Annotated in this window: 27 protein-coding genes; 12 read left to right on the forward strand and 15 right to left on the reverse strand. The window is 64.2% G+C overall.

The window, feature by feature from the left end:
- Window positions 1–73 precede the first annotated feature (73 nt).
- The gene (locus tag ABIG06_RS36035; RefSeq protein ID WP_124158308.1) at window positions 74–793 is read right to left on the reverse strand and encodes a class I SAM-dependent methyltransferase; all 720 of its coding nucleotides are present in this window, start codon (window positions 791–793) and stop codon (window positions 74–76) included.
- Window positions 794–1,157: 364 nt separating this feature from the next.
- On the opposite strand from ABIG06_RS36035, the gene ABIG06_RS36040 reads away from it, so the two are divergent.
- The 3 genes from ABIG06_RS36040 to ABIG06_RS36050 all read left to right on the forward strand — a co-directional run bounded on the left by ABIG06_RS36040 (window position 1,158) and on the right by ABIG06_RS36050 (window position 2,583).
- Window positions 1,158–1,385 (forward strand): hypothetical protein, encoded by a 228-nt coding sequence (locus ABIG06_RS36040; RefSeq protein ID WP_370140414.1) that lies wholly within the window; start codon window positions 1,158–1,160, stop codon window positions 1,383–1,385.
- Window positions 1,386–1,503: 118 nt separating this feature from the next.
- A complete protein-coding gene (locus ABIG06_RS36045; protein ID WP_370140415.1) occupies window positions 1,504–2,028 on the forward strand; it encodes a hypothetical protein in 525 nt (174 codons plus the stop codon).
- Window positions 2,029–2,328: 300 nt separating this feature from the next.
- Window positions 2,329–2,583: a hypothetical protein gene (locus tag ABIG06_RS36050; protein WP_124157540.1), complete on the forward strand. Its 255-nt coding sequence runs from the start codon at window positions 2,329–2,331 to the stop codon at window positions 2,581–2,583.
- 24 nt (window positions 2,584–2,607) lie between these two features.
- Here the strand turns inward: ABIG06_RS36050 and ABIG06_RS36055 are convergent, their stop codons facing one another.
- From ABIG06_RS36055 to ABIG06_RS36070, 4 genes are all read right to left on the reverse strand, one after another.
- On the reverse strand, window positions 2,608–2,850 hold the full coding sequence (locus ABIG06_RS36055) for a DUF6719 family protein (RefSeq protein ID WP_124157539.1): 243 nt from the start codon (window positions 2,848–2,850) through the stop codon (window positions 2,608–2,610).
- 249 nt (window positions 2,851–3,099) lie between these two features.
- Window positions 3,100–3,807, reverse strand: coding sequence for an outer membrane protein (locus ABIG06_RS36060; protein WP_370140416.1), 708 nt, complete (start codon window positions 3,805–3,807; stop codon window positions 3,100–3,102).
- A 285-nt stretch (window positions 3,808–4,092) separates the two neighbouring features.
- Window positions 4,093–4,488, reverse strand: coding sequence for a hypothetical protein (locus ABIG06_RS36065; protein ID WP_370140982.1), 396 nt, complete (start codon window positions 4,486–4,488; stop codon window positions 4,093–4,095).
- A 231-nt stretch (window positions 4,489–4,719) separates the two neighbouring features.
- Window positions 4,720–5,088, reverse strand: a complete 369-nt coding sequence (locus ABIG06_RS36070) for a His-rich protein BRANT (protein ID WP_370140417.1) — start codon at window positions 5,086–5,088, stop codon at window positions 4,720–4,722.
- Between the two features lie 250 nt (window positions 5,089–5,338).
- On the opposite strand from ABIG06_RS36070, the gene ABIG06_RS36075 reads away from it, so the two are divergent.
- Together ABIG06_RS36075 and ABIG06_RS36080 are read left to right on the forward strand one after the other, a co-directional pair.
- The gene (locus ABIG06_RS36075; protein WP_370140418.1) at window positions 5,339–5,881 is read left to right on the forward strand and encodes a tetratricopeptide repeat protein; all 543 of its coding nucleotides are present in this window, start codon (window positions 5,339–5,341) and stop codon (window positions 5,879–5,881) included.
- 105 nt (window positions 5,882–5,986) lie between these two features.
- The gene (locus ABIG06_RS36080) at window positions 5,987–7,369 is read left to right on the forward strand and encodes a serine hydrolase domain-containing protein (RefSeq protein WP_199751236.1); all 1,383 of its coding nucleotides are present in this window, start codon (window positions 5,987–5,989) and stop codon (window positions 7,367–7,369) included.
- A gap of 50 nt (window positions 7,370–7,419) precedes the next feature.
- Here ABIG06_RS36080 and ABIG06_RS36085 read toward each other — a convergent pair whose 3' ends face one another.
- Window positions 7,420–8,988: a S10 family peptidase gene (locus tag ABIG06_RS36085; RefSeq protein WP_124157534.1), complete on the reverse strand. Its 1,569-nt coding sequence runs from the start codon at window positions 8,986–8,988 to the stop codon at window positions 7,420–7,422.
- A gap of 257 nt (window positions 8,989–9,245) precedes the next feature.
- On the opposite strand from ABIG06_RS36085, the gene ABIG06_RS36090 reads away from it, so the two are divergent.
- From ABIG06_RS36090 to ABIG06_RS36100, 3 genes are all read left to right on the forward strand, one after another.
- Window positions 9,246–10,025 carry an NAD kinase gene (locus ABIG06_RS36090; protein WP_124157533.1) on the forward strand — a complete coding sequence of 260 codons (780 nt, stop codon included), beginning with the start codon at window positions 9,246–9,248 and terminating at the stop codon, window positions 10,023–10,025.
- A 99-nt stretch (window positions 10,026–10,124) separates the two neighbouring features.
- Window positions 10,125–10,670: a response regulator gene (locus tag ABIG06_RS36095; protein ID WP_011088265.1), complete on the forward strand. Its 546-nt coding sequence runs from the start codon at window positions 10,125–10,127 to the stop codon at window positions 10,668–10,670.
- 28 nt (window positions 10,671–10,698) lie between these two features.
- Complete coding sequence (locus ABIG06_RS36100) at window positions 10,699–11,277, forward strand: Hpt domain-containing protein (RefSeq protein ID WP_124157532.1); 579 nt, start codon at window positions 10,699–10,701, stop codon at window positions 11,275–11,277.
- A 114-nt stretch (window positions 11,278–11,391) separates the two neighbouring features.
- Here the strand turns inward: ABIG06_RS36100 and ABIG06_RS36105 are convergent, their stop codons facing one another.
- The 4 genes from ABIG06_RS36105 to folE all read right to left on the reverse strand — a co-directional run bounded on the left by ABIG06_RS36105 (window position 11,392) and on the right by folE (window position 15,172).
- Window positions 11,392–12,567, reverse strand: coding sequence for a DUF2336 domain-containing protein (locus ABIG06_RS36105; protein WP_124157531.1), 1,176 nt, complete (start codon window positions 12,565–12,567; stop codon window positions 11,392–11,394).
- A 274-nt stretch (window positions 12,568–12,841) separates the two neighbouring features.
- Window positions 12,842–13,882, reverse strand: a complete 1,041-nt coding sequence (locus ABIG06_RS36110; RefSeq protein WP_370140419.1) for a transglycosylase SLT domain-containing protein — start codon at window positions 13,880–13,882, stop codon at window positions 12,842–12,844.
- Between the two features lie 147 nt (window positions 13,883–14,029).
- On the reverse strand, window positions 14,030–14,452 hold the full coding sequence (gene hisI / locus ABIG06_RS36115; protein ID WP_124157529.1) for a phosphoribosyl-AMP cyclohydrolase: 423 nt from the start codon (window positions 14,450–14,452) through the stop codon (window positions 14,030–14,032).
- Window positions 14,453–14,479: 27 nt separating this feature from the next.
- Window positions 14,480–15,172 (reverse strand): GTP cyclohydrolase I FolE, encoded by a 693-nt coding sequence (gene folE / locus ABIG06_RS36120; RefSeq protein ID WP_124157528.1) that lies wholly within the window; start codon window positions 15,170–15,172, stop codon window positions 14,480–14,482.
- Between the two features lie 253 nt (window positions 15,173–15,425).
- On the opposite strand from folE, the gene ABIG06_RS36125 reads away from it, so the two are divergent.
- A complete protein-coding gene (locus tag ABIG06_RS36125; protein ID WP_124157527.1) occupies window positions 15,426–15,881 on the forward strand; it encodes an iron-sulfur cluster assembly scaffold protein in 456 nt (151 codons plus the stop codon).
- A gap of 121 nt (window positions 15,882–16,002) precedes the next feature.
- Here ABIG06_RS36125 and ABIG06_RS36130 read toward each other — a convergent pair whose 3' ends face one another.
- On the reverse strand, window positions 16,003–16,896 hold the full coding sequence (locus ABIG06_RS36130) for a hypothetical protein (protein WP_199751235.1): 894 nt from the start codon (window positions 16,894–16,896) through the stop codon (window positions 16,003–16,005).
- Between the two features lie 239 nt (window positions 16,897–17,135).
- Between ABIG06_RS36130 and yidD the strand changes: the two genes are divergently transcribed.
- Window positions 17,136–17,474 carry a membrane protein insertion efficiency factor YidD gene (yidD, locus tag ABIG06_RS36135; RefSeq protein ID WP_124157526.1) on the forward strand — a complete coding sequence of 113 codons (339 nt, stop codon included), beginning with the start codon at window positions 17,136–17,138 and terminating at the stop codon, window positions 17,472–17,474.
- Window positions 17,475–17,565: 91 nt separating this feature from the next.
- The gene (locus tag ABIG06_RS36140) at window positions 17,566–17,772 is read left to right on the forward strand and encodes a hypothetical protein (protein WP_370140420.1); all 207 of its coding nucleotides are present in this window, start codon (window positions 17,566–17,568) and stop codon (window positions 17,770–17,772) included.
- 1 nt (window position 17,773) lies between these two features.
- On the opposite strand, the gene ABIG06_RS36145 is transcribed toward ABIG06_RS36140, so the two are convergent.
- The 3 genes from ABIG06_RS36145 to ABIG06_RS36155 are packed head-to-tail and all read right to left on the reverse strand — an operon-like array spanning window position 17,774 to window position 20,617.
- Entirely contained in the window at window positions 17,774–18,730 is a 957-nt protein-coding gene (locus ABIG06_RS36145; protein ID WP_370140421.1) for a PDR/VanB family oxidoreductase, read from the reverse strand.
- Window positions 18,727–19,248 carry an MOSC domain-containing protein gene (locus tag ABIG06_RS36150; RefSeq protein ID WP_124157523.1) on the reverse strand — a complete coding sequence of 174 codons (522 nt, stop codon included), beginning with the start codon at window positions 19,246–19,248 and terminating at the stop codon, window positions 18,727–18,729. Before ABIG06_RS36150 ends, ABIG06_RS36145 begins: the two co-directional genes overlap by 4 nt.
- A gap of 55 nt (window positions 19,249–19,303) precedes the next feature.
- A complete protein-coding gene (locus tag ABIG06_RS36155; RefSeq protein WP_370140422.1) occupies window positions 19,304–20,617 on the reverse strand; it encodes an MFS transporter in 1,314 nt (437 codons plus the stop codon).
- Window positions 20,618–20,974: 357 nt separating this feature from the next.
- Between ABIG06_RS36155 and ABIG06_RS36160 the strand changes: the two genes are divergently transcribed.
- On the forward strand, window positions 20,975–21,532 hold the full coding sequence (locus ABIG06_RS36160; RefSeq protein ID WP_370140423.1) for a helix-turn-helix domain-containing protein: 558 nt from the start codon (window positions 20,975–20,977) through the stop codon (window positions 21,530–21,532).
- A 121-nt stretch (window positions 21,533–21,653) separates the two neighbouring features.
- Here ABIG06_RS36160 and ABIG06_RS36165 read toward each other — a convergent pair whose 3' ends face one another.
- Window positions 21,654–22,856 (reverse strand): hypothetical protein, encoded by a 1,203-nt coding sequence (locus tag ABIG06_RS36165; RefSeq protein WP_370140424.1) that lies wholly within the window; start codon window positions 22,854–22,856, stop codon window positions 21,654–21,656.
- Window positions 22,857–22,864: the final 8 nt, after the last annotated feature.

Consider the following 22,864-nt stretch of genomic DNA (forward strand, 5'->3'; position numbering starts at 1 on the left):
CGGACGAGCCTCGATCCAAGTCGCGAGCCAGTGTACAGGCGATCCGTCGCCGCCGAAATCGCCTGCCTTACCCTCAAGCCGGCTTCTGCCACTCCATGACGTGGAAGAAGGGCACGCGGCGATGACGGGCGACCTGCTCGGGACTGCCGCCTGTCGGCTGCGGCTCGGCGAACAGACGCAACTGGAGACCGTGATCAAGCAACAGCGTCATGTAGGTGCTGAGCGGACGGTGCCAGTTCTGGATCCGGATGCCGTGCCAGGCGGCCCAGATCGGGCGCTCGTCCATGTAGTGGTCGATCGCGAAGCGCCAGGTGCCCTCCCCGTCACGCGTCCAGCCCTCCGGCTGGCCGGCGGTGTTGAAGCTCGTCAGGTTGGCGATCAGCAGCGTACCGCCGGGGCGCAGCGCCGCCACTATCCTGGCGATCGCCGCATCGAGATCGGGCATGTCGATCAGACTGAGATAACTGACGACCAGATCGAAACGCGCATCAATCTCCATCGTCTCGGCGCGGCCGAGGCGATAATCGCCGTCCGGGTCCAGCTCACGGGCTCGCACGAGCAACGCCTCGGTCGGATCGATACCGATGGTGCGGATGCCGGCGCGCTGCATGATGCGGCAGAAGCGTCCCTCCCCGCAGCCGACATCGAGCGCATTGCGAAAGCCGCGCCCTTCGATGCGCTCCTGCATCGGCGCGTCCAGCACGAAGCGGCGACCATAGTCGCCATCTTGTCCCTGCTCGATGATCCATGCAGCCGCGGACGCAGCCCAGCCGTCGCTGATATCCTCGCTCATAGGCAGATCTTCAGGAATGGATATTGGCCGCGCATCGCGTGGCGCGGCTACTGACCACAGATCGGATCGAAATTCAACATGAGGTAGCATGCGCAGAGGATGCGCTCCATCTCGTTCAAAGAGAAACCAGGATCGCCGCCGGTGCGGTTTCAGCCATCGTGATGACGGCCATGCGTTCGCAATCGAGATGGGATTCTGCTTGCGCCACGGATGGCATCGGCACCGCGGACCCGAGCCGCTGTGCGAGCCATCCAGCGCATGACGACGGTCGGGAATTTCGGACGTCATCGTTCAGGCAGTCGGAGACCGCTGATCCGATCAGGCCGGATCGGAACCAAAGACCTGCGTCACTCGTTCTTGCCCCATGCGGATCAGCGAAGAAAACCGAAATATAGTTCTGCTGGCGACAGTGATGCTGTGCTGTGGCGCCGTGGCCGGCACGTTGACGCTGCTCGAGCCGGCGCTGGGGCCAGACCGTGAAGAGCGCGTCGCCGAGAAAGCCGTGATCGACGTTACCCGGACATCGATCCAGACCCAAGTCCGCGTGGTCGGCGCGCCGTTCGAACCCAACGTCAATCCGCGCGAGCGGTAGTGCTCACCGCGGCAAGGCCTCAGTGCCTTCAGCGGGCCGGCCGTGGACACGCGCCAATTCTTCCGCAAACGCGATCACCTCCGCCCGCTTGTCGGGCGGCAGAGACAGGAACGCGCGGATGAGCCTCAGCCCCTCCACTTCGTCCGACCGTTCTTCTTCTGCAACCATTCGCTTAATGTCGGGCGATCGGGAAAAATATGCAATCCTTTTCGAACCTCCCTTGATCCGACGCAGCCGCTTTGCTGGAATGGCGCTGCTGAGGTGGATCATGAAATGGATCAGGGAGCGCGACGCACTGATTGCGCAGACACTGGCCTTCGTCCAATCGGTGACCGGCGGGAAGGATGACGTCCGTCAGCCGGATGCGCCCGCGGCTGGCTCGACCGTCGCTGTGGAGAGCGTCGCCGTGGAGGCGGTCGCCGTCGAGATCGAGTCGCCGCAAGACCCACTCCCGCCCCGGCCCGCACCTTTCCCGGCGCCAGGGGCAGGCGGCGATTTCCGCACCGAGATGCAGGCCCGCATTGCCGATTTCCGCAAGCATCAGGAGCGCTTCGAGCGCGAGCGTAAGGAATATTGTGCGGCGACCCTGACCAGATTGCGGGCAGCCATCCGCGACGTTTCCGGCCCGCCGGACCAAAAATAAGGCTGCCCGGTCAGGGGCTTACAGCCAGGACCACACCAGCAAGAGATTGGCCGCGCAGGCCCCGAACAGCCCCAGCGCCAGCGGCAGGAGCATGTGCCCGCAGGATGTCTTCAGGTCGCTCGTCATGACGGAAAACATCCGCTGATTCCGGCCGACGAGTCCCAAGGATTCTTTTTTCCGGGATTCAGGACTCGTTAAGGACTCATAGCCGGCGGCACCCGATCACGCCGCCGTGATCGGGCGGCGGGCCGGAACCCGGACCCCGCAAGCTCGTTAACTGGGTTTCCTGGAGCGGGAAGAATGCCCTACGCCCTGTTCTGCAAAGAGGCCCAGATCAGCAAGGCCTATCCGAGTGAGTCCGACGTCTGGAAGCTCGCTCAACGGAGCGGTCTCGTCGTGGACGTGATGGCGGACGACGAGCGCCCGGGACCGCGCCGAGTGCTCGACAATGACTACGAGATCGCGCCGTGCCAGGCAGCTCAGGGCGAGGACCCCGCCAAGAACAAGGCTGAAGCCGACCAGCAGGCGAGGATGGAGCTTGAGCTGAACTCCTGAGTTCCGGCACGAAACCGGAGCGGCTTAGGGCGTGGCGGCCGCCAACGAGGCCTGCTCGCCCGGCATAGCCACGCAGGCCTTACGGCGATGCAGCCCGCGGATGGCGCCGGTCACCTTCATGACCTTGCCCGACGGACAGGAAGCGTCCTTGACGAAGGCCACCTCATAAGGTGCCAGCATCAGAGGCTCGGATTTGAGGATTGTCTGTGCAGAGCACGGCAGGCAGGAGAAACACGAGAGCACCACTGCCGACACCAAGATACGCATGTCCGTCGTCCCACCAGCCCGTAATTGTCATATAACGCGTTCCGGAGCGCGAGTTCCGTAAATCGCAAAAATTATTTTTGCTTTACCCCGGCCCCATGACGCGCGCGAGAAGGCGCGCCAGCCACCGTTTGTAAGCAAATGACGCGCCAGATGGTTCACGCCAAGGAAACGGCTCACGAGCGGAAGGCCCGGCAAACCAAAGGCCAGCTGAGCCGGCCTTTGGTGGGGACTTGGATCGCCCGCTGGGAGTCAGTAGCGGGAGCCTGACGGGCCCCCCCAGCCGAAGCGGTAGTTCACCCCGACCTTGACGGTATGCTCGTCCTCCCGGCCACGAACACCGACGATGTCGGCCGGGCCGGAGGTAAAGGTGGTGCCGCCGAAATTGTAGTACTGGTACTCGGCCTTGGCCGACCAGCTCGGCGCGAACATGTATTCGAGGCCGGCGCCGACGGTATAGCCGTCCTTGTTGTTGCCGGTAGTGGTGAAGGCCTGCGGCACCCCGGCGATGTTCACGCCGAGGCCATTATTGCGCCAGGCATAACCACCCTTGGCGTAAAGCAGCGTCGGTCCCCAGGTGTAGCCGATGCGCCCCGTCACCGACCCGATCTGGTCGGTGTTGGAGGTCACCTGCGTGCCCAGCGGGAAGGTCACACCGTTGTTGTTGGTCGGCAGCCAGGAATACTGGGCCTCGATACCCACCACCCAGTTGGGCGCGAACTGGTAGTCGAAGCCGCCCTGTACGCCGCCCATGAAGCGGGCGTCGCTGGATTGGAAGCTGCTGTCGCCGGCGAACGCTCCACCGACATGGCCGCCGATGTAAAAACCGGTCCAGTTATAAATGATCTGCGGCGGCGTATAGGCCGGAGCCTTGGTGTAGGTGCGCGGCTGCATGTCCGCGGCAGCGGCCGGCGCCGCCAGCGCAAGCACAGCGGCTGCACCCAGCAAAATCGACTTCATGATCATCCCCGTTCTTTCAATTCGACACTCAGGAAACAACGTGGCGTGAATTGGGTTGCTTCGCGGCGATGCCAGAACGTTGATCGTTCGCTACTGTGATGGGGTGGCAACAACGCGCTTTTGTTCCGTCACTTTGCCCTGAGCTAACTGTTTTTGTCGCGTGCGCAAGGCCTGGCGCAACGATTCGTCGCAAGGCAAAACCGCCCCGTTCAAAGCTCGCCGAAATGTGATCCAGCGGCTCCGGCTGCGTCTGTCTAACATCCGGCGATGAAGGCGGGCTTTGCGCTAACGCGTCATCTTTTCCAGTTCCGGAAAGGGAGCGTAAACCGCACCGGCGCAGAGATCGCTGGTGCGGTCGACCACACGGTCCGCTCGGCCGTTGACGAAGATCACAGCCCGCTCCCGCATGGCCTTGTAGCTGCCATCGGTCTCGCGCGGGGTGAAGTGCAGGCAGCTCACATAGAACTGCCGGCCGCCGACCTCGCGCTGCACCGGATCGGCCATGCTGGCGTCGCGCACGCCGACCGGATTGTTGAGGTAGGTCCGCATCAGAGCCAGCGTGTCGCTCCGGAAATTATCGGGAAACGGCTGCGGCCCACCGGCCTGGGTCGCGCCCATCAGCGTTGGACGGTCACCGTCGCTGCCGAAACATGCCGCAAGCGCCAACGGCAATGCCAGTATCACCGCACATCTCGCCAATCGCCCCACAGGCCCCGCTCTCCGCTCGATCCAATCAGAAGCGTTCTAGCCCCAAGCCTGCACGAAGGGAATTCGCTTGCGGCGGCGCAAACAGCGCACCGGCCCGCCGCCGGCGCCTCGGGCTTTCGCACGAGACACTGCGAACGGACCGGGCCTGAAGTCCACGCGCTGCGGCAGGGCAATGCCAGGGATGCCGCCGCGCGGGATCAGCCGTCAGTTGCGCTTGTCTGAAGCCGTCGGCTTGGTCATGTCCGACTGCACCTTCTGCGACTCCTTGGAATGATGGCGATCCTTGTGCACGGTCTTGTGCTCGTCGGTCGTGGCCGCGGCGTTCGCGTTCATCGCCTTCGACTTGGCATCCACCTTGGCGTCGGTGGCCTTGACGTCAGCAGGCTTGAGATCGGCCTTCGCGTCGGCCTTGACGCCGGCGTCCGGTTTCGCGGCGGTGGTCGCCGCCTTGGTCTGGCTCTGGTCCGCCTTGATCACCGGGGAAGTCGTGGTGGTCTTGCCGGCCTCGGCAGCAAAGGCCGGGGCTGCGATCACGGAAGCTGCGAGCAAGGCTGCAGAAATGGTCTTCAACATGGTGGTCTCCTCTTGGAAGGATCTCGAGGCGGCGCCCTCTCGCCTACCCTTCGATCATCGGTGGGAGCCTAGGCGGGGCACATTGAACCCAGTCTGAAGCTCCTTGCAGGCTTCCGTTCATCTCGATGACAAGTTTGTCATCAGTGGCCGGGCGAATAGATCGTGCGAAGCGGGAATGTTTTCGTGCGATGGGTGTTCCGGTCTTCGGGCAATCGTGTAGGATCGCCACGTTCCATACGGGAGAATTTCGATGCGCAAACTCTCAATGCTAGTTGTGCCGGGCCTCGTCGCCATGTCGCTGGCGGCGGCGCCGGTACTGTCGAGCGCCTACGCCGCGGGCAGCGACGAGCCGTCCTCGCCGCCGAAATCGGATAGCTCGTTAAAAAAAGGCAAGAAGAAGAGCTCTTCCGTCAGCGATCCCAAATTCCTCGCGGCCTATCGCACAGCCTACGCCGCGATCTACGACAAGCACGACTACACGGGCGCGATCGACCAGCTGAAGTCGCTCAAGCGCGACGACGTCGCCGACGTCGCCAATCTGATCGGCTATTCCTATCGCAAGCTCGGCGACTACCAGTCGTCGAAGGCCTATTATGAGCTGGCGCTGAAGGACGATCCGACCCACGTCCGCACCTGGCAGTATTACGGCCTCTGGCAACTCGAGCAGGGCAACCGCGAACAGGCGCAGTATCATCTGAACAAGATCGCATCGCTTGCCGGCACCGACAGCTCGGAGTATCGCTCGCTTGCCGCAGCGCTCGACAAGCCGACCGGCGCGACGCTGGTCTACTGAGACATCACATCCTAAAACGAAGCCAACGGGCGCAACCTTCCAGTTGTGCCCGTTCCGCTTTCTCGGCTAGCCTCCGCCACCGATCTTCCTGCAAATTGGTGCGCAATGGACACGTGGCTGCGATCCGCGATCGACTACATCGGCTCCTGGATCGAATTCCAACTGACGACAATCCAGCAGCCGGGTGTCATCGTGGCTTTCGCCCATCGCGGCGAAATCGTCGCCGAGCATGCGTTCGGCCTCGCCAATCTCGATACCGGCGAGAAGCTCACCCCGCGCCACCGCTTCCGCATCGCCTCGCACTCCAAGAGCTTCACCACGGCCGGCATCATGAAGCTGCGCGAGCAGCGCAAGATCCGGCTCGACGATCCCGTGGGCGATTATGTCGGCGGCCTGCATCCGCGCGTCGCCGAGACGACGATCGCGCAAGTGCTGTCGCACAGCGCGGGGCTGACGCGCGACGGCGCCGATTCCGGCCAGTTCATCGACAGTCGCCCCTATCTCGACACGAAACAGTTGCTCGCGGAATTGAAGCTACCGACCGCAATCGAGCCCGGCACGCGCTTCAAATATTCCAATCACGGCTTTGGGCTGATCGGCCTCGTGATCGAGGCCGTGACCAGGGATCCCTATCCGGTCTGGATCAAGCGCGAGATCATCGAACCCGCGGGCTTGCGCGAAACCGAGCCGAATGCGCCGCTTGCCAGGGGCACGCCGTTCGCGTGCGGTCATACGCGCAAAGTCCCGCTGGGCGAACGCTGCGTGATCCCCGGCGACAATCCCGCACATGCGATGGCATCCGCCGCAGGCTTCATCGCCACCGCCGCCGATACCGCCCGCTTCTTCGCGCAGCTTGCACCCAACGCGAGGAAGAGCGTGCTGTCGGTCGCGAGCCGTCGCGAGATGACGCGACACCATTGGCGCATCCCGCAAAGCTTAGAGACCTACTATGGCTTGGGCGTCAATGCCGGCAAGACCGACGGCTGGGACTGGTTCGGCCATGGCGGCGGGTTCCAGGGCTACATCTCCCGGACCTGCTCCATTCCCGCTTGCGAGCTCGCGATCAGCATCCTCAGCAACTCCATCGACGGCGCGGCCCCGTTCTGGATGGACGGCGCGATGCAGATTCTGCGCACCTTCAAGACCCGCGGCGCACCCGACCGCCGCGTGCGCGACTGGACCGGCCGATGGTGGACGATCTGGGGCGCGACGGATCTCGTCCCCGCAGGCAACCGCGTGCTCGTCGCCAATCCACAGTTCAACAACCCCTTCATGGATGCCGCGGAAATCGAGGTCACCGGCCGCGACACCGGCAGGCTCGCCTGGGCGGCCGGCTATTCCAGCCATGGCGAGCCGGTGCGCCGGATCCGTGACAAGCGCGGCAAGATCAGCGACATCTGGATCGCCGGCGCGAACGTGAAGCCGGCCAAAGTCGTCGCGCGCGAAATCGCGCGGAGATACAAGCCGCGCAAACGCCGGCCTCTTTAGTGCGAGCATGATCCTGTCGGAAGACCGCTATGCGCCTTTCCGGAGCGGCGCTATTCCCTGATCATCGCCTCGACCTCGCTGCGGAACGCCTGCCGAGATCCGTCGCGCGAATAGAACATGTGGCCGCCGGGATAGACGACGAACTTCACGCGTTGCGTCACGAAAGCCGGCAGCTGATCGAGCACCCGTTTCGTTCCGAAATAGGGCGTGGCGAGATCGAACAGCCCGTGGCCGACCAGAACGTTCAGCTTCGCATCTGTGGCGAGGATCTGGCGCAGTTCCGAGACGGATTGCGGCGGGGTGATGCCGCGGCCGAAATCCCAGTGGCCCTCCACGGCACCGTTCAGGACTTCATAGGAACCGTCGGGCCGCCAGTTGAGCTTGCGCGTCAGCACGTCGACAGCGGCACTCGTCAGCGGCGCCTGGAGCGCATCGCCGGAAGGATCGCCGAAGCGTGAGCTGCTGGAATCCGGATAGGGATCGAAGCCACGCACGGAGGCGTCGTAACGTCCTGTCACCTTGCCGTTCTTGCGGTCGAACTCGCGGCGGAATTCACCGACGTCGAAGCGGCCGGCGAGCCTGCGGCTCACCGCCTGGTCGATGCCGGTGAGCTCGGCAACCTTGTCGGCCAGGCGATTGGTGGCGTCCTTGTCCGCCTCGCCCTTGACGAGGTCGGCTAAGAATTCGCCGCGCGCGTAAGTCTCGACATCGGCGAGGTCTGCGCGCTTGACCGGCCCCTTGGCCTCGCGCGCCACCGCGACATAGCTCGGCAGCGTTGCGACATATTGAAGAAGGCTGGTGCCGCTGAACTCGCGAAAATCCAGCAACGGCGACACCATGATCAGTCCCCTGACGCCGACGCCGTGCTGAAGCTGCAACTGGCGCACCACCTTAGGCCCGCGGATGCCGCCATAGCTTTCGCCGGCGACGTATTTCGGCGAGGTCAGCCGATCGTGTTTCTCCAGCCAGCGGCGGATCACGAGCGCGATCGAATTGGCGTCACCATCGACGGAGTAAAAGGATTTTCGCGCGTCCTCGCTGCTGGCGACAAAACGGCTGTAGCCGGTGCTGACGGGATCGATGAAGACGAGATCTGTGAAGTCGAGCCACGTCTCCGCATTCGGCTTCACCTCGGGCGAGGCCGAGGGCGACAATGCTTCGCCATCGAGCGGCAGCCGCCATGGCCCGGCCGCGCCGAACTGAAGCCACGCCGAGGACGCGCCGGGACCGCCATTGAACAGGAACGTCACGGGGCGCGTCGCGCGGTCGGCACCTTCGAGTTCGTAGGACGCGTAGGCGATGTCGGCCAGCGGCTCGCCCTTGCCGTCGAACACGCGGATCGAGCCGGCGGTCGCGGCGAAATTGAGGGTTCGGCCGGGCAGATCGAGCGTCTGCTTCGTGGTCGAATCCGGCGGGAGACGGTGCAATTCGGCCGCCGACGGCGACGCCTGCGACGCGCTCTGCGTACCGCCGCCGCGACCACCCTTCTGCCCGGCCGGAGCAGCGGTCTCCGGGGGCGGCTTCGGCGGATCGTCCGCGCGCGCAAATCCAGCAAGCGCGAAAGCCGAGACCGCCAGCACCAGGACCGTTTGACGGAGCGCCGGCAAATTCGTGATCATGATCGTTCTCCCTGCCCGGCTGTGACAGCCGGTGCGGACAGAAAGGTTAGCCCGGAATTGCGACGCTTTGGGGAATCCTTGTCTGGCGAGAGCCTGAACGGGCCGCCCAGGGCTCAAATCACCCGTTTCTGCCCCCAAATCCGGAGCGACAGTCTCCGTTAGCTTTGGAGGGCGGTCCTCCTCGACAATACAGGCCCACCTCGTATAGACGAGCCCGGCGGAACTTACTCGAGCCAGCGGCACCTGCCTGGGAAGCCATGACCAAGCCCTCGCGATACGACCGGATCGCCTTCGTCGCCAGCCCGAGCAGCGAGGCGCAGGCCGCCTTCGGCCAGCTCACAAGGGACTATGGCAATTACGACCCGAAGGACGCCGACGTCGTCGTCGCGCTCGGCGGCGACGGGTTGATGCTCCAGACGCTGCACCAGAACATGCACACGGGAAAGCCGATCTACGGCATGCATCGCGGCACGGTCGGCTTCCTGATGAACGAGTACTCGACGCACGACCTGCGGGCGCGGCTCGAGGCCGCGCATGAATCCGAGATCAACCCGCTCCTGATGCGCGCGACCGACATGCATGACCGGGTGCATCTGCACCATGCCATCAACGAGGTTGCCCTGTTCCGGCAGACCTACCAGGCGGCGCGCTTGAGGATCCTGATCGACGAGCGCGAGCGCATGTCCGAGCTGATCGCCGACGGCATCATGGTGGCAACGCCGGCGGGCTCAACCGCCTATAATCTCTCCGCGCAGGGACCGATCCTGCCGATCAACGCCGCGCTGCTGGCACTGACGCCGATCAGCGCGTTCCGCCCCCGCCGCTGGCGCGGCGCGTTGCTGCCCAACACGGCCTATGTCGTGATCGAGGTGCTGGAGGGCGAGAAGCGTCCGGTAGCGGCCGTCGCCGACCACGACGAGGTCCGCGACGTCCGCCGCGTCGAGGTGCTCTCCGACAAGACCATCTCGATGCGAATGCTGTTCGACCCCGGCCACAGCCTTGAAGAACGTATCCTGCGCGAGCAGTTCGGCTACTGAGCCGCCTGCCGGCCACGCCTCCGCGAGCCCGGCCGCAACCCTTCGTTAACCCCCGGCACGATATGGTTAACGAAGGTTGATCGCTCTGGCCCGGACGTCATGTTTCGCATCGACTTCAACAAGCTGCGCTTCCTCGTCTGCGACGACAATCCGCACATGCGCCGCATCCTGCGGACGCTGCTGCATTCCTTCGGCGCGCGCGAGGTCTATGAAGCCGAGGACGGCGCCACGGCGCTCGAAATGTACAGCCATTACGTGCCCGACATCGTCATCACCGACTGGGCCATGCCGATCTTCGACGGGCTCGAGCTTGCGCAGATGATCCGGCAACCCGAATCGAAGGGCAATCCTTACGCACCGATCATCATGCTGACCGGCCATTCCGAGAAGCGCCGCGTCACGGTCGCGCGCGATGCCGGCGTCACCGAATTCCTGGCCAAGCCGATCTCGGCCAAGGGCCTCTACCAGCGCATCCTCAACGTGGTTGCCAATCCCCGCCCCTTCATTAAGACCAAGACCTATTTCGGGCCGGACCGGCGCCGCAACACCAATTCCGCCTATATGGGCCCGGAGCGCCGCGTCGGCGAAAAGCACGAGGTGCTGCAGCAGCCCTCGCTGCTCGACAAGGCCCGCTCCACCATCTAGCGCAACGTCTTCAGACGAGGCAGGCATCATGGCGAAGAACAGCGCAAAGGACATCGAGGTCAAGGCCTTCGCCACGCACCACGTCATCACGCAGCCCAACCCGCTGCGCAAGGTCCTGCGCCGCGTCGATGAAAAGGACATGGACGATCCGGTCGGCCGCGCCGAACAGGCGCTCGCGAGCCTCTCCGGCGAGTTCAAGGACTGGATGACGGTCGAGGTCCAGAGACTGTCCATCGCCTGGACTGCCGTGCAGAAGGATGGCTTCACGAAGAAGCTGCGCGACGAGCTGTTCCACGCCGCGCACGACATCAAAGGCGATGCGGCGACGTTCGGCTTTCCTTCGGCAGCGGTTATCGCCGAGAGCCTGTGCCGCGTCATCGAGCACGCACCTGATCTGGAAAAGGTGCCGGCCGAGCTGTTCACGCACCACATCAATGCCATTCTCGCCATCGTGCACGAGAACACCAGGCTCGACAGTATCAGCGTCTCCGCCGAGCTCAGCCGCCGCCTGCGCAAGGTCGCCGACGATTATCTCGCCAACGTCAACCGCGACCGGCCCGAACATCTCGAGGTCATCCTGGCCCCGAGCATCGCGCCGGTGGATTAGTAAGGCTCTCTCCTCTCGCCATTGCGAGCGCAGCGAAGCAAACTCGGACTGCCTCCGCGGCGCGATTCTGGATTGCTTCGCTACGCTCGCAATGACGGAGTCTGCGGGATCCGGCTAGGCCGCGATCAGATCGTCGTACACCGTATCGATCGCATCATCCGAGACGAGCTCGTCGCAGAACAGCCGAGCCTCTTCGCGCGCGGATTCGGTGGCAAAGCGGCGCAGCAGCACCATCAGCGGCTCAGTGGCGCCCCGGTCGGTCTCGCAATGGGTAAGCACGCGCTCGACCATGCGCCGGCGCAGCCGCGCCGCGCCGTCGTCGCTATTGACGAAGCCTTGCTCGTGACAGGCATCGAGCGCGACCTGGAAGGCCGCAAACGTCGCCTCCGGAAGCCCGGCGCGACGGAGCAGCGCGTGCAGGCTGTTGCCGCCGCGATCGTGCAGCAGCGCGGAGACGCGCGCCAGCGGCAGATCGGCGAGTTCGGCAAGGGCCGCGTCGAACAGATCGAGATTGCCCGAGAGCAGTGCACGCAGGATCAACCCCGCGGTAAGCTGGCCGGTGATGCGCAAATGCCTGACCAGGCCTTGCATGTCCTCGCCGCGGGAGCGCGCCGCGATGTTCATGGTGGAGCGGTCACGTGCCTCGATCGTGATGCGGTCCGCACGGTCGGCGGTGAGCCAGTTCCGCGCCACGACGAATTGCGCCAGCGTCTGCGAGAGCTTTGCCACCAGCGCCGCGCGCGTTGAGGACGGCAGATCCTCCAGCACCAGCATGGCCTCGCGGATCGCCGCGAGATGGCCGTGGCGCTCGACGATGCGGTCCCAGGAGAACGGAGCTAGCTCGGCGTGGGGATTCTCGATCAGCTCCAGTGCGGCAGCCGCGCAGCCGACCTCGGCGATCGCGGCGCAGACCGACACCGGCAACGCGATGCGGCGGGCCACCGCGCATTGCACCTCCTCGTTGCCGGTCGCGACGATGTCGACAAGGTCGGCGTCGATCAGCAGCGGGGAATGTTCGAGCACGGGCAGCGCAACGGTCGGCTGGTCTGCCGACAATGCCCTTACGATTGCGGGCGGCGCCTCGGTGCTGCGGGCAAAGGCCTCGGCCATCGCCTGCCGCACCAGCGACGAGGGATCGTCGAGCAGCATCAGAAGCGCGCCTTCAGCGGCGATGCGGTCGTTTGCAGAAAGGTCTGAGATCAGCCAGGCCCGGGCCAACGCCCGTGTTGCCTCGGCCCGCTCGCCTGCAGGCGCCGTCCTGATCCAATGAATGAAATGCCGAACAATCATCCTGCTTCCGGCTTACACAACAAACGAAAATGGTGACGGCTCGTCACCTGCAACACAAAATAAACCATGACACTTAACAAAGCGTTCACCATAACTGACTGGTATTATTGACGTTTTGTTAATGGAACAAGACGCCGACCACACGTGCCGCGAGCGCAGCGCCCCGGCGATGCGCTGGTGAACCGGGCCCCCTTCGAGAGCGGCGCACGCGGCATGGGCGCGGCTACACGTTGCAGTGTTTCAGCTGCGGCGCGTCCGGGACATTGAGCGGAGATTAGCTCGAGAACATGCCGCTACGATCGCTGAAGAGATCGAGCGGCTGCGGCGGCCGCACGTCCGGCGTCGCTGACGCGACCGAGGTGAGCGAGGCGTTGTTGCCCCATAATTTCTGCACCGTGGTCGAGACCGGCTGCGTGGCATCCCCGGGCTGATAGATCGAACGAAACACCGGCGCGCTCGGCGCATTGTCCGCGAGCGTCGTCGGCGACGTCGCATTAACGGGGAAGGTCTGAAGATAGACGGCATTGTCGATCGCCGGTGCCGTCGGCTGCACGCCGATCGCGCTCGCGACCTCGGTGGTCGACGGCGTGTCGCCATACATCGCCATCGCGCTGCGCGTCACTTTCGAATTGGCTGCATTGGCGTAGCGCGCGTCGAGCACCGAATAGACTTCGGAGACACTGCGGGCGCGGCCGTCTTTGGCGTAGAAGATCGAGCGATTGGCGGACGCAGCGTTAGGGAACAGCCGCGCACCGACCGCCTGCGGATTGTCCTCGGCATTGGCGATCAGTCTGGCCGCACCGCCGATCCCCATGAAATGCGCCATGTAGAGTTCGCTGTCGGACGGCCTGCGGCCGAGCAGGCCGGTGAGCTTGAAGCTGTTCGACTGCGTCAGCGCCGCCGCCATGTTGGAGGCGGCTTCGGGGTCGTCGCGCAGCTTCATGATCGACCGCTTCATCACGGGATCATCGACGGTATAGGTGCCCGCCGAGGTCCTGGTGATGGCGTCGGCATAGCTGCCGTAGCCGAGCTGGGTACCGGCTTCCTTCACGGTGCCAAGCCAGGTCTGGTCGATGAACTGGTAGAGCCCGTGCGCGGACGAGGTGGTGGCGCCCGCCGTCGGATCGAAATCCGATTCCATCTTGGCCGTGGTCAGCATGTATTGGAAGCTGACGCCGGAGATGTTCGAGGCCTGCTTGATCGCACCGGCGACGCGCGCCCGCGACGGATCGAGGCCGACCGTCTGCGTGGCACTGGAATTGTCGACCGACATGATGAAGTGCTCACCCCACACGGCGTTGAGCGACGCCGGCAATTCGGCGCCCGTCGTCTCACCGTGGGACAGTCATGGTTAATGCGGGGTTAATTGACGCTCCGCGTCATTCCGGGGCGCGCGACAGCGCGAACCCGGAATCTCGAGATTCCGGGTTCGGCTCTTCGAGCCGCCCCGGAATGACGGACGTCATGTCTTATAGACGTCGCTCGGATCGAACAGCCGATCCGCATTGGCGAAGACCAGCTTCGCTCCCCCGCCCTCCGCCTCGACCTTGCGATAGAAGCACGACCGCCGGCCGGTGTGGCAGGCGGCGCCGATCTGCTCGACGCGGATCCACACCGCGTCCTGATCGCAATCGGTGCGCATCTCAACGACACGCTGGGTCTGACCTGAGGTCTCACCTTTTCGCCACAAGGCATTGCGCGAGCGGCTGAAGTACCAGGCCTCGCCGGTCGCGATCGTCTTGCGCAGCGCCTCCTCGTTCATGTGCGCGACCATGAGCACGTCGCCGGTGGCGACGTCGGTCGCGACGCAGGTCACGAGGCCGCTGGCATCGAACCTGGGCAGGAAGGCGACACCTTCTTCGATCTCATGGGAGTGAGCGGACACAGGACCCTCGCGAGTTTACTTGCGAGGTCAGCGCGTCGTGCCTCGCACCAGGGACAGGAAACGGGCCTGCTCCGCGGGGTTGTCGCGGAACATGCCGGTGAAGCGGCTGGTGAAGGTGGAGGCGCCATGCTTGGCGACGCCACGCACCGACATGCAGGTATGCTCGGCCTCGATCAGCACCGCAACGCCGCGCGGTTTGAGGATCTCGTCGATGGCCGCTGCGATCTGCGCCGTCAGGTGCTCCTGGGTCTGGAGCCTGCGGGCGAAGATGTCGGTCAGGCGCGCAAGCTTGGACAGGCCGACGACGCGTTCCACCGGCGTATAGGCGATGTGCGCCTTGCCGTAGAACGGCATCATGTGATGCTCGCACTGCGAGGTGAATTCGATGTCGCGCACTAGGACGAAGTCGTCATAGCCGGCGGTCTCGCCAAAGGTGCGGTCGAGCACCTCGGCCGGGCACTGGTGGTAGCCCTGATAGAGTTCGTCGAAAGCTTCGACGACACGGCGCGGCGTGTCGAGCAGGCCCTCGCGCTCGGTGTTCTCGCCGATATAGGCGAGCAGCGTCTTCACCGCGGCTTCCGCCTCGGCGCGAGCCGGGCGTGGCTGGTCGGCGCGAACGGCGGCCGCGAGGAATTCGGCGGGATCAAGCTCGGCCGGGCGGCTCTCGGGCTGCCGGTCAGAGGGCTTGTTGGGGCGGATGGATTTGATTGCAGCGTCCATATCGACTCCGTTCGACGGCCTCGCGGCCGGAGTGTCACCGGCAGACGGGGCGGCCAAGCCGCCGGACGCCTGAGCAGAACAAATTTCGGCGGAAAGTCCTGAGGTCATAACGCCGGCGGCGCATATCTGGATCACCGCCACCGCACCGCTGGACTATTTTTCCACCAGTTCCGTCCCTATATAGGACCCTGGACGGCGCCCGCCAAGGCCGATCCGGCCCGGAAGTGGCTGTGGACGTGTTGGACTCCATCACATGCTGAACGACATCTACAACAAGCGGATCATCGAACTGGCCGGGAATATTCCGCGCCTCGGGCGGCTGACGGATCCCGATGCCTCTGCCACCGCCCACTCCAAACTGTGCGGATCGACCGTGAAGGTCGACCTCAAGATGAATGGGGACACCGTCACCGACTTCGCGCATGACGTGAAGGCGTGTGCTTTGGGCCAGGCCTCTTCATCCATCATGGCAAGTCACGTGGTCGGCTCGACTGCCAGCGAACTCCGTGAGTTACGCGAAACCGTTCGCAAAATGCTGAAGGAGAACGGTGCCCCTCCCGAAGGCAAATGGGAAGAGATCAAGTTCCTCGAGCCGGTCCGCGACTACAAGGCGCGTCATGCCTCGACGCTTCTCACCTTCGATGCCGTGGTTGATGCCATCGGCCAGATCGAGGCCAAGACCAAGGAGCCGGCCGCGGCGCAGGGCTGACACTCTGATCGTTCCGGGGCGTCGCAGAGCGACGAACCCGGAATCCCGAGATTGCAGCGCGAGATTCTCGGGTGCGTTCGCGCTGACGGGCGCCCCGGAATGACTGCCGCGATTTAAGAGCTCACTTCTGCGCCGCCGCAGCCGGCGCTGCCGCGCTGCCGGTCGGCACCTGGGCTTCCGCCGTCTTGGTCGACTTGGCCGCCTGCTCCGGTTCCGCGCCGAACCTGGCCTGCGTCTTCGGTGCAAGCTCCGCCATTGCCGGCGCAGAGATGTTCACATGCGGCAGAACATCAGCCACGAGGTCAGTCGTGACCAGATTGGTGAGCTTGAGCTCACCGGCGTCGAGCTCGTGCAGGTCTTCCCAGGGCGGAACGCTGAGCGCAAGCGACAGCAAGTCGCCGGCGCCACCCATGTCGAACGTGTATTTGGCGAGCCGGCCGATGTCGCGCTCCACGATCATCAGATCTTGCGCGCTGTAGCTCGCCGCCTTGGCATCGTCGGCCCGGTCGCCCATCCAGATCTGGTGGACCCGGACATGGGCGGCTTCCGGCACGTAGCGCTTCTTGCCGGCAAGCAGCAGGAACACGCACATGGATTCGCAATAGGCCTCCGGCGCGACCGCCGGGCGAGCCGACTGCCCGCCGCGCAGGCTTACGCCAACCGTAGTCAAAAGCCCGAGATTGCGGAAGCGGCGGCCGAGCGTGATCGCGTCATTTACGGACCCGCCGCTCGAATCGAGGACGACGGTCGCGCCCCCGAGCTGGCGTCCGCGCGAGAACTCTTCGAAATCCCTGGGCGTATCAGCGGTGATGATGCCGACCGCACTGATCCAGCCGCGGCAATTCGGCTCGCAGGCGACCCAGCTGAACTTCATCGGCAGCTTGCGCTCTTCCAGGGTGTTACCTGCCCGGGCCGACGACCCGAAAGTCGCGACGGCGCCAGCCAGCGCGACTCCAAAGACGGCGGTTCCCACCAGCAACCAGCCGCGAAGATTGAGCGACGTCAGACGTTTCAAACTGGTCCCTTCCCAAGCCCCAAGCACTAAGCCAAAGCCGATTCAGGCAAGCCCCGTTTTGCGTTCAATGAGTCTACACATGAACGTCACAAAAATGGTATCCGGGGGAATACAGTTCGTCCATAGATACTTGCTGCACTGCTCCCAAAAAGCATGCAAAATATGACGCGTAAACAACAGCTTACGGTTCCCTGCGCCGGAACCGGGCAATACCCGCTTAACGTTGCAGCAAGGCGCACATGAAGCATTCAGCCTGCGGGCATTGTTCCAGCTCCATCGACGGTGTGCTCCGGCTACCGCGCAGATTTGGCCGTGCGCTGATCTGGCTGTACCGCCACACGCTGTCGCCCCTGGTCGGTTACAACTGCCGGCATTTGCCGACCTGCTCCGTCTACGGCGACGAGGCCATCGAACGGTTCGGACTCTGGGCCGGCGGCTGGATGACGCTCGCGCGCCTGCTCCGCTGCAACCCTTTCGGCACGTCCGGCATCGACAACGTGCCCCTCACCGCGCCGCAAGGTGCGCGCTGGTATCTGCCCTGGCGTTACGGCCGCTGGCGCGGGGTCAATGCATCCTGATTTTGCTGCGGTGCTTTGAACATCGCTGTCCTGATCGGAACCGGCACTTTCCGCTCGCGTTGTTTTGATGCTCCCACGGGAGGAAACAACAATGCGCTGGAAAATCAGCCCTCGTTTTCACTTCCGGCCCGGTCCGAACTTCGGTCACGGGGGATACGATCCCAGAACCATCGACCTGCTCGCCATCATCGCCCTGCTCGCGCTCGTCCTCGGCTCAGGTTGGTATCTGGCGAGGAGTTTTGCGACACAGCCAGGAACGACGACGTTCATAGTGCCGAGCCAGAGCGTGCATTGGTAGCTCAGAGGTCCAGCACCAGCCGCTCGGCGTCCGAGCCCGCCACGCAAACCATGAGATAGCGCTCGCGTTCATAGGGCGACAGGATGCGGTCGCGGTGAATTGGCTTGCCTTCGATCCAGCCGACCTTGCAGGCGCCGCAGATCCCGCCGCAGCAGGAGGTCGCAATGTCGATGCCTCCCTCCTGCAATGCGGCCAGCATGGTCTGGCCGGCCCGCACTTCGATCTCGGCGCCCGAGCGCGCCAGTGACAGTGTGAACGGTTTGGCGTCGGGATCGATGACCGGCGGCGGTGCGACGAACCGCTCGATATGGACACTCGTCGCGGGCCGAGCTGCGGTCACCCGCTCGAAATCGTCGATCATGCTTTCCGGCCCGCAGCAGGCGACCATCGTCTCGGATCCGCCCTCTCCGACGAGCGCTGCGAGATCGGGACGGCCGGTCCGGGACGTCCGATGCACGATGACACGGCCCTCTTCGACCAGCGAACCGAGATGCGCGGCGAGCGGCACCTCCTCGCGCACGATCAGATGCAGCGCGAAGTCGGCTTGCTTGGTTCGTTCGAGATAACGCGCCATGGACAAGAACGGCGTCACACCGATGCCGCCAGCCAGGAACACGTAGCGCGCGATGGGAGCTTGGGGCCCAAGTCCGCCGCGTGGCAACGACACGCCGATGACATCGCCGATGCCGATTTCGTCGTGCAGGGCCCGCGAACCCCCGCGTCCACCTGCTTCGCGCTTGACCGCGATGACATAGCGCGTGTTGTCTGCGGGCTCGTTGCACAGCGAATAGGTGCGGACCAGCCCGTTCGGCAGATGCAGATCGATATGCGCGCCGGGCTTGAACGGCGGCAGTTCCCACCGGTCGGGATCGGCGAGCGTGAACAGTTTGATGCCTGCCCCCGCCTCCTCGATGCCGGTGACGACCGTCTTGACCGTCGTGATGGGTCGCACGCTCATGCCGCATTCCGCACGGTGTCGCCGACCCTGACGATGCCGCCTTGCAGGATCTTGCAGTTGAGGCCGGAACGATTGATCAGGGGATCGAAGATCGCCTTGCCGGTGATCTCCTCGATATGCCGGCACGGCACCGACAGCCGCGTCGCTTCCAGCAGGGTCTCGCCCAGCCAGAAGCGGCGGCCGACGAGATGATTCAGCGGCACGCCCTCCACCGTGACGTTACGCCGATGCTCCTCCGGGCCCAGTTCGATCCCGGCGTCGCGCTTCAGCGCAACCAGCGTCTCAAGTTCGAACAGGGTGACCTGCCGGCCCTCTTCCGGCTTGTGCGAGTAAAAACCCTCTTCGTTGCCGATCATGTAGCGGTCGCCCTCGATTCCCTTCCCGGCGACGAGGGTGATGGTCTCGGCCGCGCGCATCGGCAGGAACGCACGCGGGGTGAGATGGAGAAAGCGCACCACTCCGGTCCAACCGAGCTGTGCTGCTTTTTGCGCCGAGCCGGCGCTGACGATATCGAGCATGACAGAATCCTTATCAGAAGCGATGGCGCGCCGCAGGCAGCGGCGCGCCGCGGGATCAGGTCAGTTCCTTGTTCGCCGTCTCCGGCGCGAACGTGGTCGCAGCCGCGGTGATGGCAGCGCAGGCGATCAGCAGCAGCGAGACCGGCCAGGTCGCGCCGCCGCTCCACGCCATCAGAGAGGCCGCGATCAGCGGCGTCAACCCGCCGCTGATCGCCGCGCCGACCTGGAATCCGAGGGAAGCGCCGCTATAGCGCAGCCGCGCGGTGAACAGCTCGGAGTACCACGGCGCTCCGATGCCGAACATCACCATCTGACCGAAGGTGATCGCGACCACGATGGTGCAGATGACGATGGTGGGATCGCGGGTGTCGAGCAGCCAGAACAGCGGGAAAGCAAACAACGCCGAGAACAGGCAGCTTGCATAGAACATGGTCTTGCGGCCGACGAGATCGGACAGCCAGCCGAACAGCGGAATGGCGAGCAGCGCGACCAGCGATGCGGCGAACGCACCGTTCAGCACCACCGCGCGCGGCAAGCCGAGATTGGCGGTGGCATAGGACATCACGAACACGCCGCCGATGCTGGCATAGGCGATCTCGGAGATCTTCAGACCGACCGCGGTGAAGAATGGCCGGCGGTGATGCCTGAAGATCTCGAGCAGTGGTAGGCTTGCGACTTCCTTTTTGGCCTGGACCTGACGGAAGGCCGCGGTCTCCTCCATGTTGAGGCGGATGTAGAGACCGACGCCGACCAGGAAGATCGAGATCAGGAATGGGATGCGCCAGCCGTAAGCCATGAAGTCGCTCTCCGGCAGGCTCGCCACCAGCGCGAACATGCCGATCGCGGCGAGATTGCCGATGGGATTGCCGACCTGCACCATGCTGCCGAGCAGGCCGCGGCGGTGCGTCGGACAATTCTCGACCACCATCAGGACGGCGCCGCCCCATTCGCCGCCGAGGCCGATACCCTGGAGAAAGCGCAATCCGATCAGCAGCACCGGCGCGGCAATGCCGATCTGCTGGTAGGTCGGAAGCAGGCCGATCAGGAAGGTGCCGATGCCCATCACCATGATCGTGATCGCGAGCATCGCCTTGCGGCCGACCCGGTCGCCGTAATGGCCAAAAATCGCAGCCCCGAGCGGCCGCGCCAGGAAGCCGACGGCATAAGTGCCGAAGGCCGCGATGGTGGCGAGCGTGGCGTTGCCGGCGGCGAAGAAGACCTTGTTGAACACGAGCGCGGTCGCCGTGCCATAGATGAGGAAGTCATACCATTCGACTGCGGTGCCGATCACGCTCGACCACACGATCCGTCGCAAGCTCGCCGCCTCGTCTGGCGCTACGTTCAGGGTTACGTCGTCTGCTACGGTCATCGATCTCTCCAAAAGGTACCGGCGCCAGGGAAAAGCAGTTGGTTTGGTCCGTGGCGCCCGTCGGCAACCACGGCGGTAAAAATCGATCATGTTTACTGTTGGAAATCAACGCATCGGAACGCGGCAAATGCCGACGATCGCGGCAATGCGGACGAATTGCACCAATATTCGGCAATTTTTTGCGTTATACCAATTCACCTGCTCACAATATCCGCGCCTCTGCCTGAAATTTCTGCCCATAAGTTTTCTTTTGGAATACACTTGGCGGCGACCGGCGCGGCGCCTCGCCGGCCGCCGGGCTGGCAGTCGGGCGCCATCTGTTGCAAAACAGGCCCGAGCAGTTCGGGAGATTCATGCGTGCTTGACGTCAGCAAAGCCACGGCGGTCGGGGCCAACATCCGCCAGGCGCGGATCGCGAAGGGCCTGACGCTGGACCAGCTTGCGAGGCAAAGCGACCTCACCCGCGGCTACATCTCGCTGGTCGAGCGTAACCTCAAGATCCCATCGCTGGCCGCGCTGCTGCGAATGGCCGCCGCCCTCGAGGTCAATGTCGCGAACTTCTTCGACCCGAACGCCGAGCCGACACCGCGCTACACGCTGTTCCGCCGCCAGGACGGCAATGTGCCGCTGTTCCAGGACACGTTCGGCGTGGTCCCGCTGGCGACCGGTCGCACCCGCAAGATGATGGAGCCTTTTCTGCTGAGCCCGCCGCACAAGTCGGCGACGCGCGCCTCGCATGCGGGCGAGGAACTGCTGTTCGTCGTCAACGGCAAGATCGCGATCAAGCTCGACGGCGAAGAGCTCGTCCTCGGCAAGGGGGACTGCCTGTATTTTTCGGGCGAGACGCCGCACGAGGTCAGGAGCCTCGGCCGGCACAAGGCCGAAGTGCTGGTCGTCGTGGCCCAGAGCTCTTGACGCCCAACCTTCGCAAATCCCCTAAAGCGCGATGAGATTAGGATGAATCGTCATCGCGCTTTGGTTATTGTTTGAGCATGATCTTTTCGGAAAACCGCTGCACACTTTTCCGGAACATGCTCTAGCGAAACCAGAAAAAACGTCCCTGTGACGATGGGACCGACTCCGGCGGCCGCAGCCGCTTCGGGCGCGGCGGCTTCGGCGGCGGCTCGGCGGCCGAACTGGTCTCCGCAGCCGGCGCGGTCTCGCTGCCCGGCACCTTCACCGACAGCAGCAAATTCGATTCGTGCGTCCGCCAGCGGTAGCCGACGCCGAAATCGATCGGCTGGGCGCGCGTAAACAGTTCGGCGTAGCGCTCCTGGTAGCGGCCGGGGAATTCGTCGATCGGCCCGAGATAGCGGCCGAACGGGAAGAACCGCCACTGCCGCGCATTGTAGTTCGCGAGCGGAATGCCGGAATCGTCCTGGATGATGGTGGCACTGTTGGCGAGCAACCAGTCGCGAACGACGGTGAAGTTGCCGGAGTGCAGCAGATAGGACGCACTCTTGAGCAGGCTGTTGCCGGGCCCGAGTGTCTGGCAGAACTTCAGGAAGCCTGCGGCGCGAGCCCCGGAATTGGAGAGATCGGTCGAGAAGTAATACAACGTACGCGCTTCCCCATCGCTGCCCACAAAGGTGATGCGAATGCCGCGCGTGGCGTTTCGTCCCGGATTGTCGTCGCCGACATGCACGCCGCCCCTGTCGTCGAGCGCGATCATCTCGACATTGCGGATAGCCTTGCCGGAGCGGGCGAGGAAGACATAGAGGATCGGCAAGGTGCCGTTGACCTGGTTGGCGTTCAGGTCGACCTTCATCTGCTTGGTAATGAAAAAGGAGAAGCTCAGGATCGAGCCGAGCGAACGCTCGACGTTGTAGAGCGCGGCGGCTACAGAACCTCGCGGCAGCCGCGTCAGGTCGGGCACGGCGCCGACCGGCTCCAGCGCGCCGAGCACGTAGGTGCCGGCCTTGGAATAGAATGCATTGGCGTAGAGGAAATCCGGGCCGCTGAACATGTAGAACATGGTCGGCCGGGGCGCGGCCAAATTGGCGTCGGCCCAGCTGCGGATCTTCGACAGCTGTCGCTGTTCGAGCTGAGCGAAGGCGTTGTCTAAGAACTTTGCATGGCGCTGCCAGCCCGGATCCTTTGTGAGCGGTACCAGTGGCGAGTCGGCCGAGGGCTCCATGCCCGCAAGAAAGCGCGCGGTGTCATCGAAGCCGGCGTCAGCAGCATGCGCGGACGAGACGACCGCAGCCAGCAGGGCGAAGGCGACGGCCGCAATTCTCATGAACTGAA

Source organism: Bradyrhizobium sp. USDA 326 (genome assembly GCF_049739485.1).
In the GTDB taxonomy this organism is placed as follows: Bacteria; Pseudomonadota; Alphaproteobacteria; order Rhizobiales; family Xanthobacteraceae; genus Bradyrhizobium.

Bases quoted from the DNA above. Each gene is read 5' to 3' on its own strand.
- ABIG06_RS36035 (WP_124158308.1), bottom strand. From the start codon at position 793: ATGAGCGAGGATATCAGCGACGGCTGGGCTGCGTCCGCGGCTGCATGG.
- ABIG06_RS36040 (WP_370140414.1), top strand. From the start codon at position 1,158: ATGCGGATCAGCGAAGAAAACCGAAATATAGTTCTGCTGGCGACAGTG.
- ABIG06_RS36045 (WP_370140415.1), top strand. From the start codon at position 1,504: ATGAGCCTCAGCCCCTCCACTTCGTCCGACCGTTCTTCTTCTGCAACC.
- ABIG06_RS36050 (WP_124157540.1), top strand. From the start codon at position 2,329: ATGCCCTACGCCCTGTTCTGCAAAGAGGCCCAGATCAGCAAGGCCTAT.
- ABIG06_RS36055 (WP_124157539.1), bottom strand. From the start codon at position 2,850: ATGCGTATCTTGGTGTCGGCAGTGGTGCTCTCGTGTTTCTCCTGCCTG.
- ABIG06_RS36060 (WP_370140416.1), bottom strand. From the start codon at position 3,807: ATGAAGTCGATTTTGCTGGGTGCAGCCGCTGTGCTTGCGCTGGCGGCG.
- ABIG06_RS36070 (WP_370140417.1), bottom strand. From the start codon at position 5,088: ATGTTGAAGACCATTTCTGCAGCCTTGCTCGCAGCTTCCGTGATCGCA.
- ABIG06_RS36075 (WP_370140418.1), top strand. From the start codon at position 5,339: ATGCGCAAACTCTCAATGCTAGTTGTGCCGGGCCTCGTCGCCATGTCG.
- ABIG06_RS36080 (WP_199751236.1), top strand. From the start codon at position 5,987: ATGGACACGTGGCTGCGATCCGCGATCGACTACATCGGCTCCTGGATC.
- ABIG06_RS36085 (WP_124157534.1), bottom strand. From the start codon at position 8,988: ATGATCACGAATTTGCCGGCGCTCCGTCAAACGGTCCTGGTGCTGGCG.
- ABIG06_RS36090 (WP_124157533.1), top strand. From the start codon at position 9,246: ATGACCAAGCCCTCGCGATACGACCGGATCGCCTTCGTCGCCAGCCCG.
- ABIG06_RS36095 (WP_011088265.1), top strand. From the start codon at position 10,125: ATGTTTCGCATCGACTTCAACAAGCTGCGCTTCCTCGTCTGCGACGAC.
- ABIG06_RS36100 (WP_124157532.1), top strand. From the start codon at position 10,699: ATGGCGAAGAACAGCGCAAAGGACATCGAGGTCAAGGCCTTCGCCACG.
- ABIG06_RS36105 (WP_124157531.1), bottom strand. From the start codon at position 12,567: ATGATTGTTCGGCATTTCATTCATTGGATCAGGACGGCGCCTGCAGGC.
- folE (WP_124157528.1), bottom strand. From the start codon at position 15,172: ATGGACGCTGCAATCAAATCCATCCGCCCCAACAAGCCCTCTGACCGG.
- ABIG06_RS36125 (WP_124157527.1), top strand. From the start codon at position 15,426: ATGCTGAACGACATCTACAACAAGCGGATCATCGAACTGGCCGGGAAT.
- yidD (WP_124157526.1), top strand. From the start codon at position 17,136: ATGAAGCATTCAGCCTGCGGGCATTGTTCCAGCTCCATCGACGGTGTG.
- ABIG06_RS36140 (WP_370140420.1), top strand. From the start codon at position 17,566: ATGCGCTGGAAAATCAGCCCTCGTTTTCACTTCCGGCCCGGTCCGAAC.
- ABIG06_RS36145 (WP_370140421.1), bottom strand. From the start codon at position 18,730: ATGAGCGTGCGACCCATCACGACGGTCAAGACGGTCGTCACCGGCATC.
- ABIG06_RS36150 (WP_124157523.1), bottom strand. From the start codon at position 19,248: ATGCTCGATATCGTCAGCGCCGGCTCGGCGCAAAAAGCAGCACAGCTC.
- ABIG06_RS36155 (WP_370140422.1), bottom strand. From the start codon at position 20,617: ATGACCGTAGCAGACGACGTAACCCTGAACGTAGCGCCAGACGAGGCG.
- ABIG06_RS36165 (WP_370140424.1), bottom strand. From the start codon at position 22,856: ATGAGAATTGCGGCCGTCGCCTTCGCCCTGCTGGCTGCGGTCGTCTCG.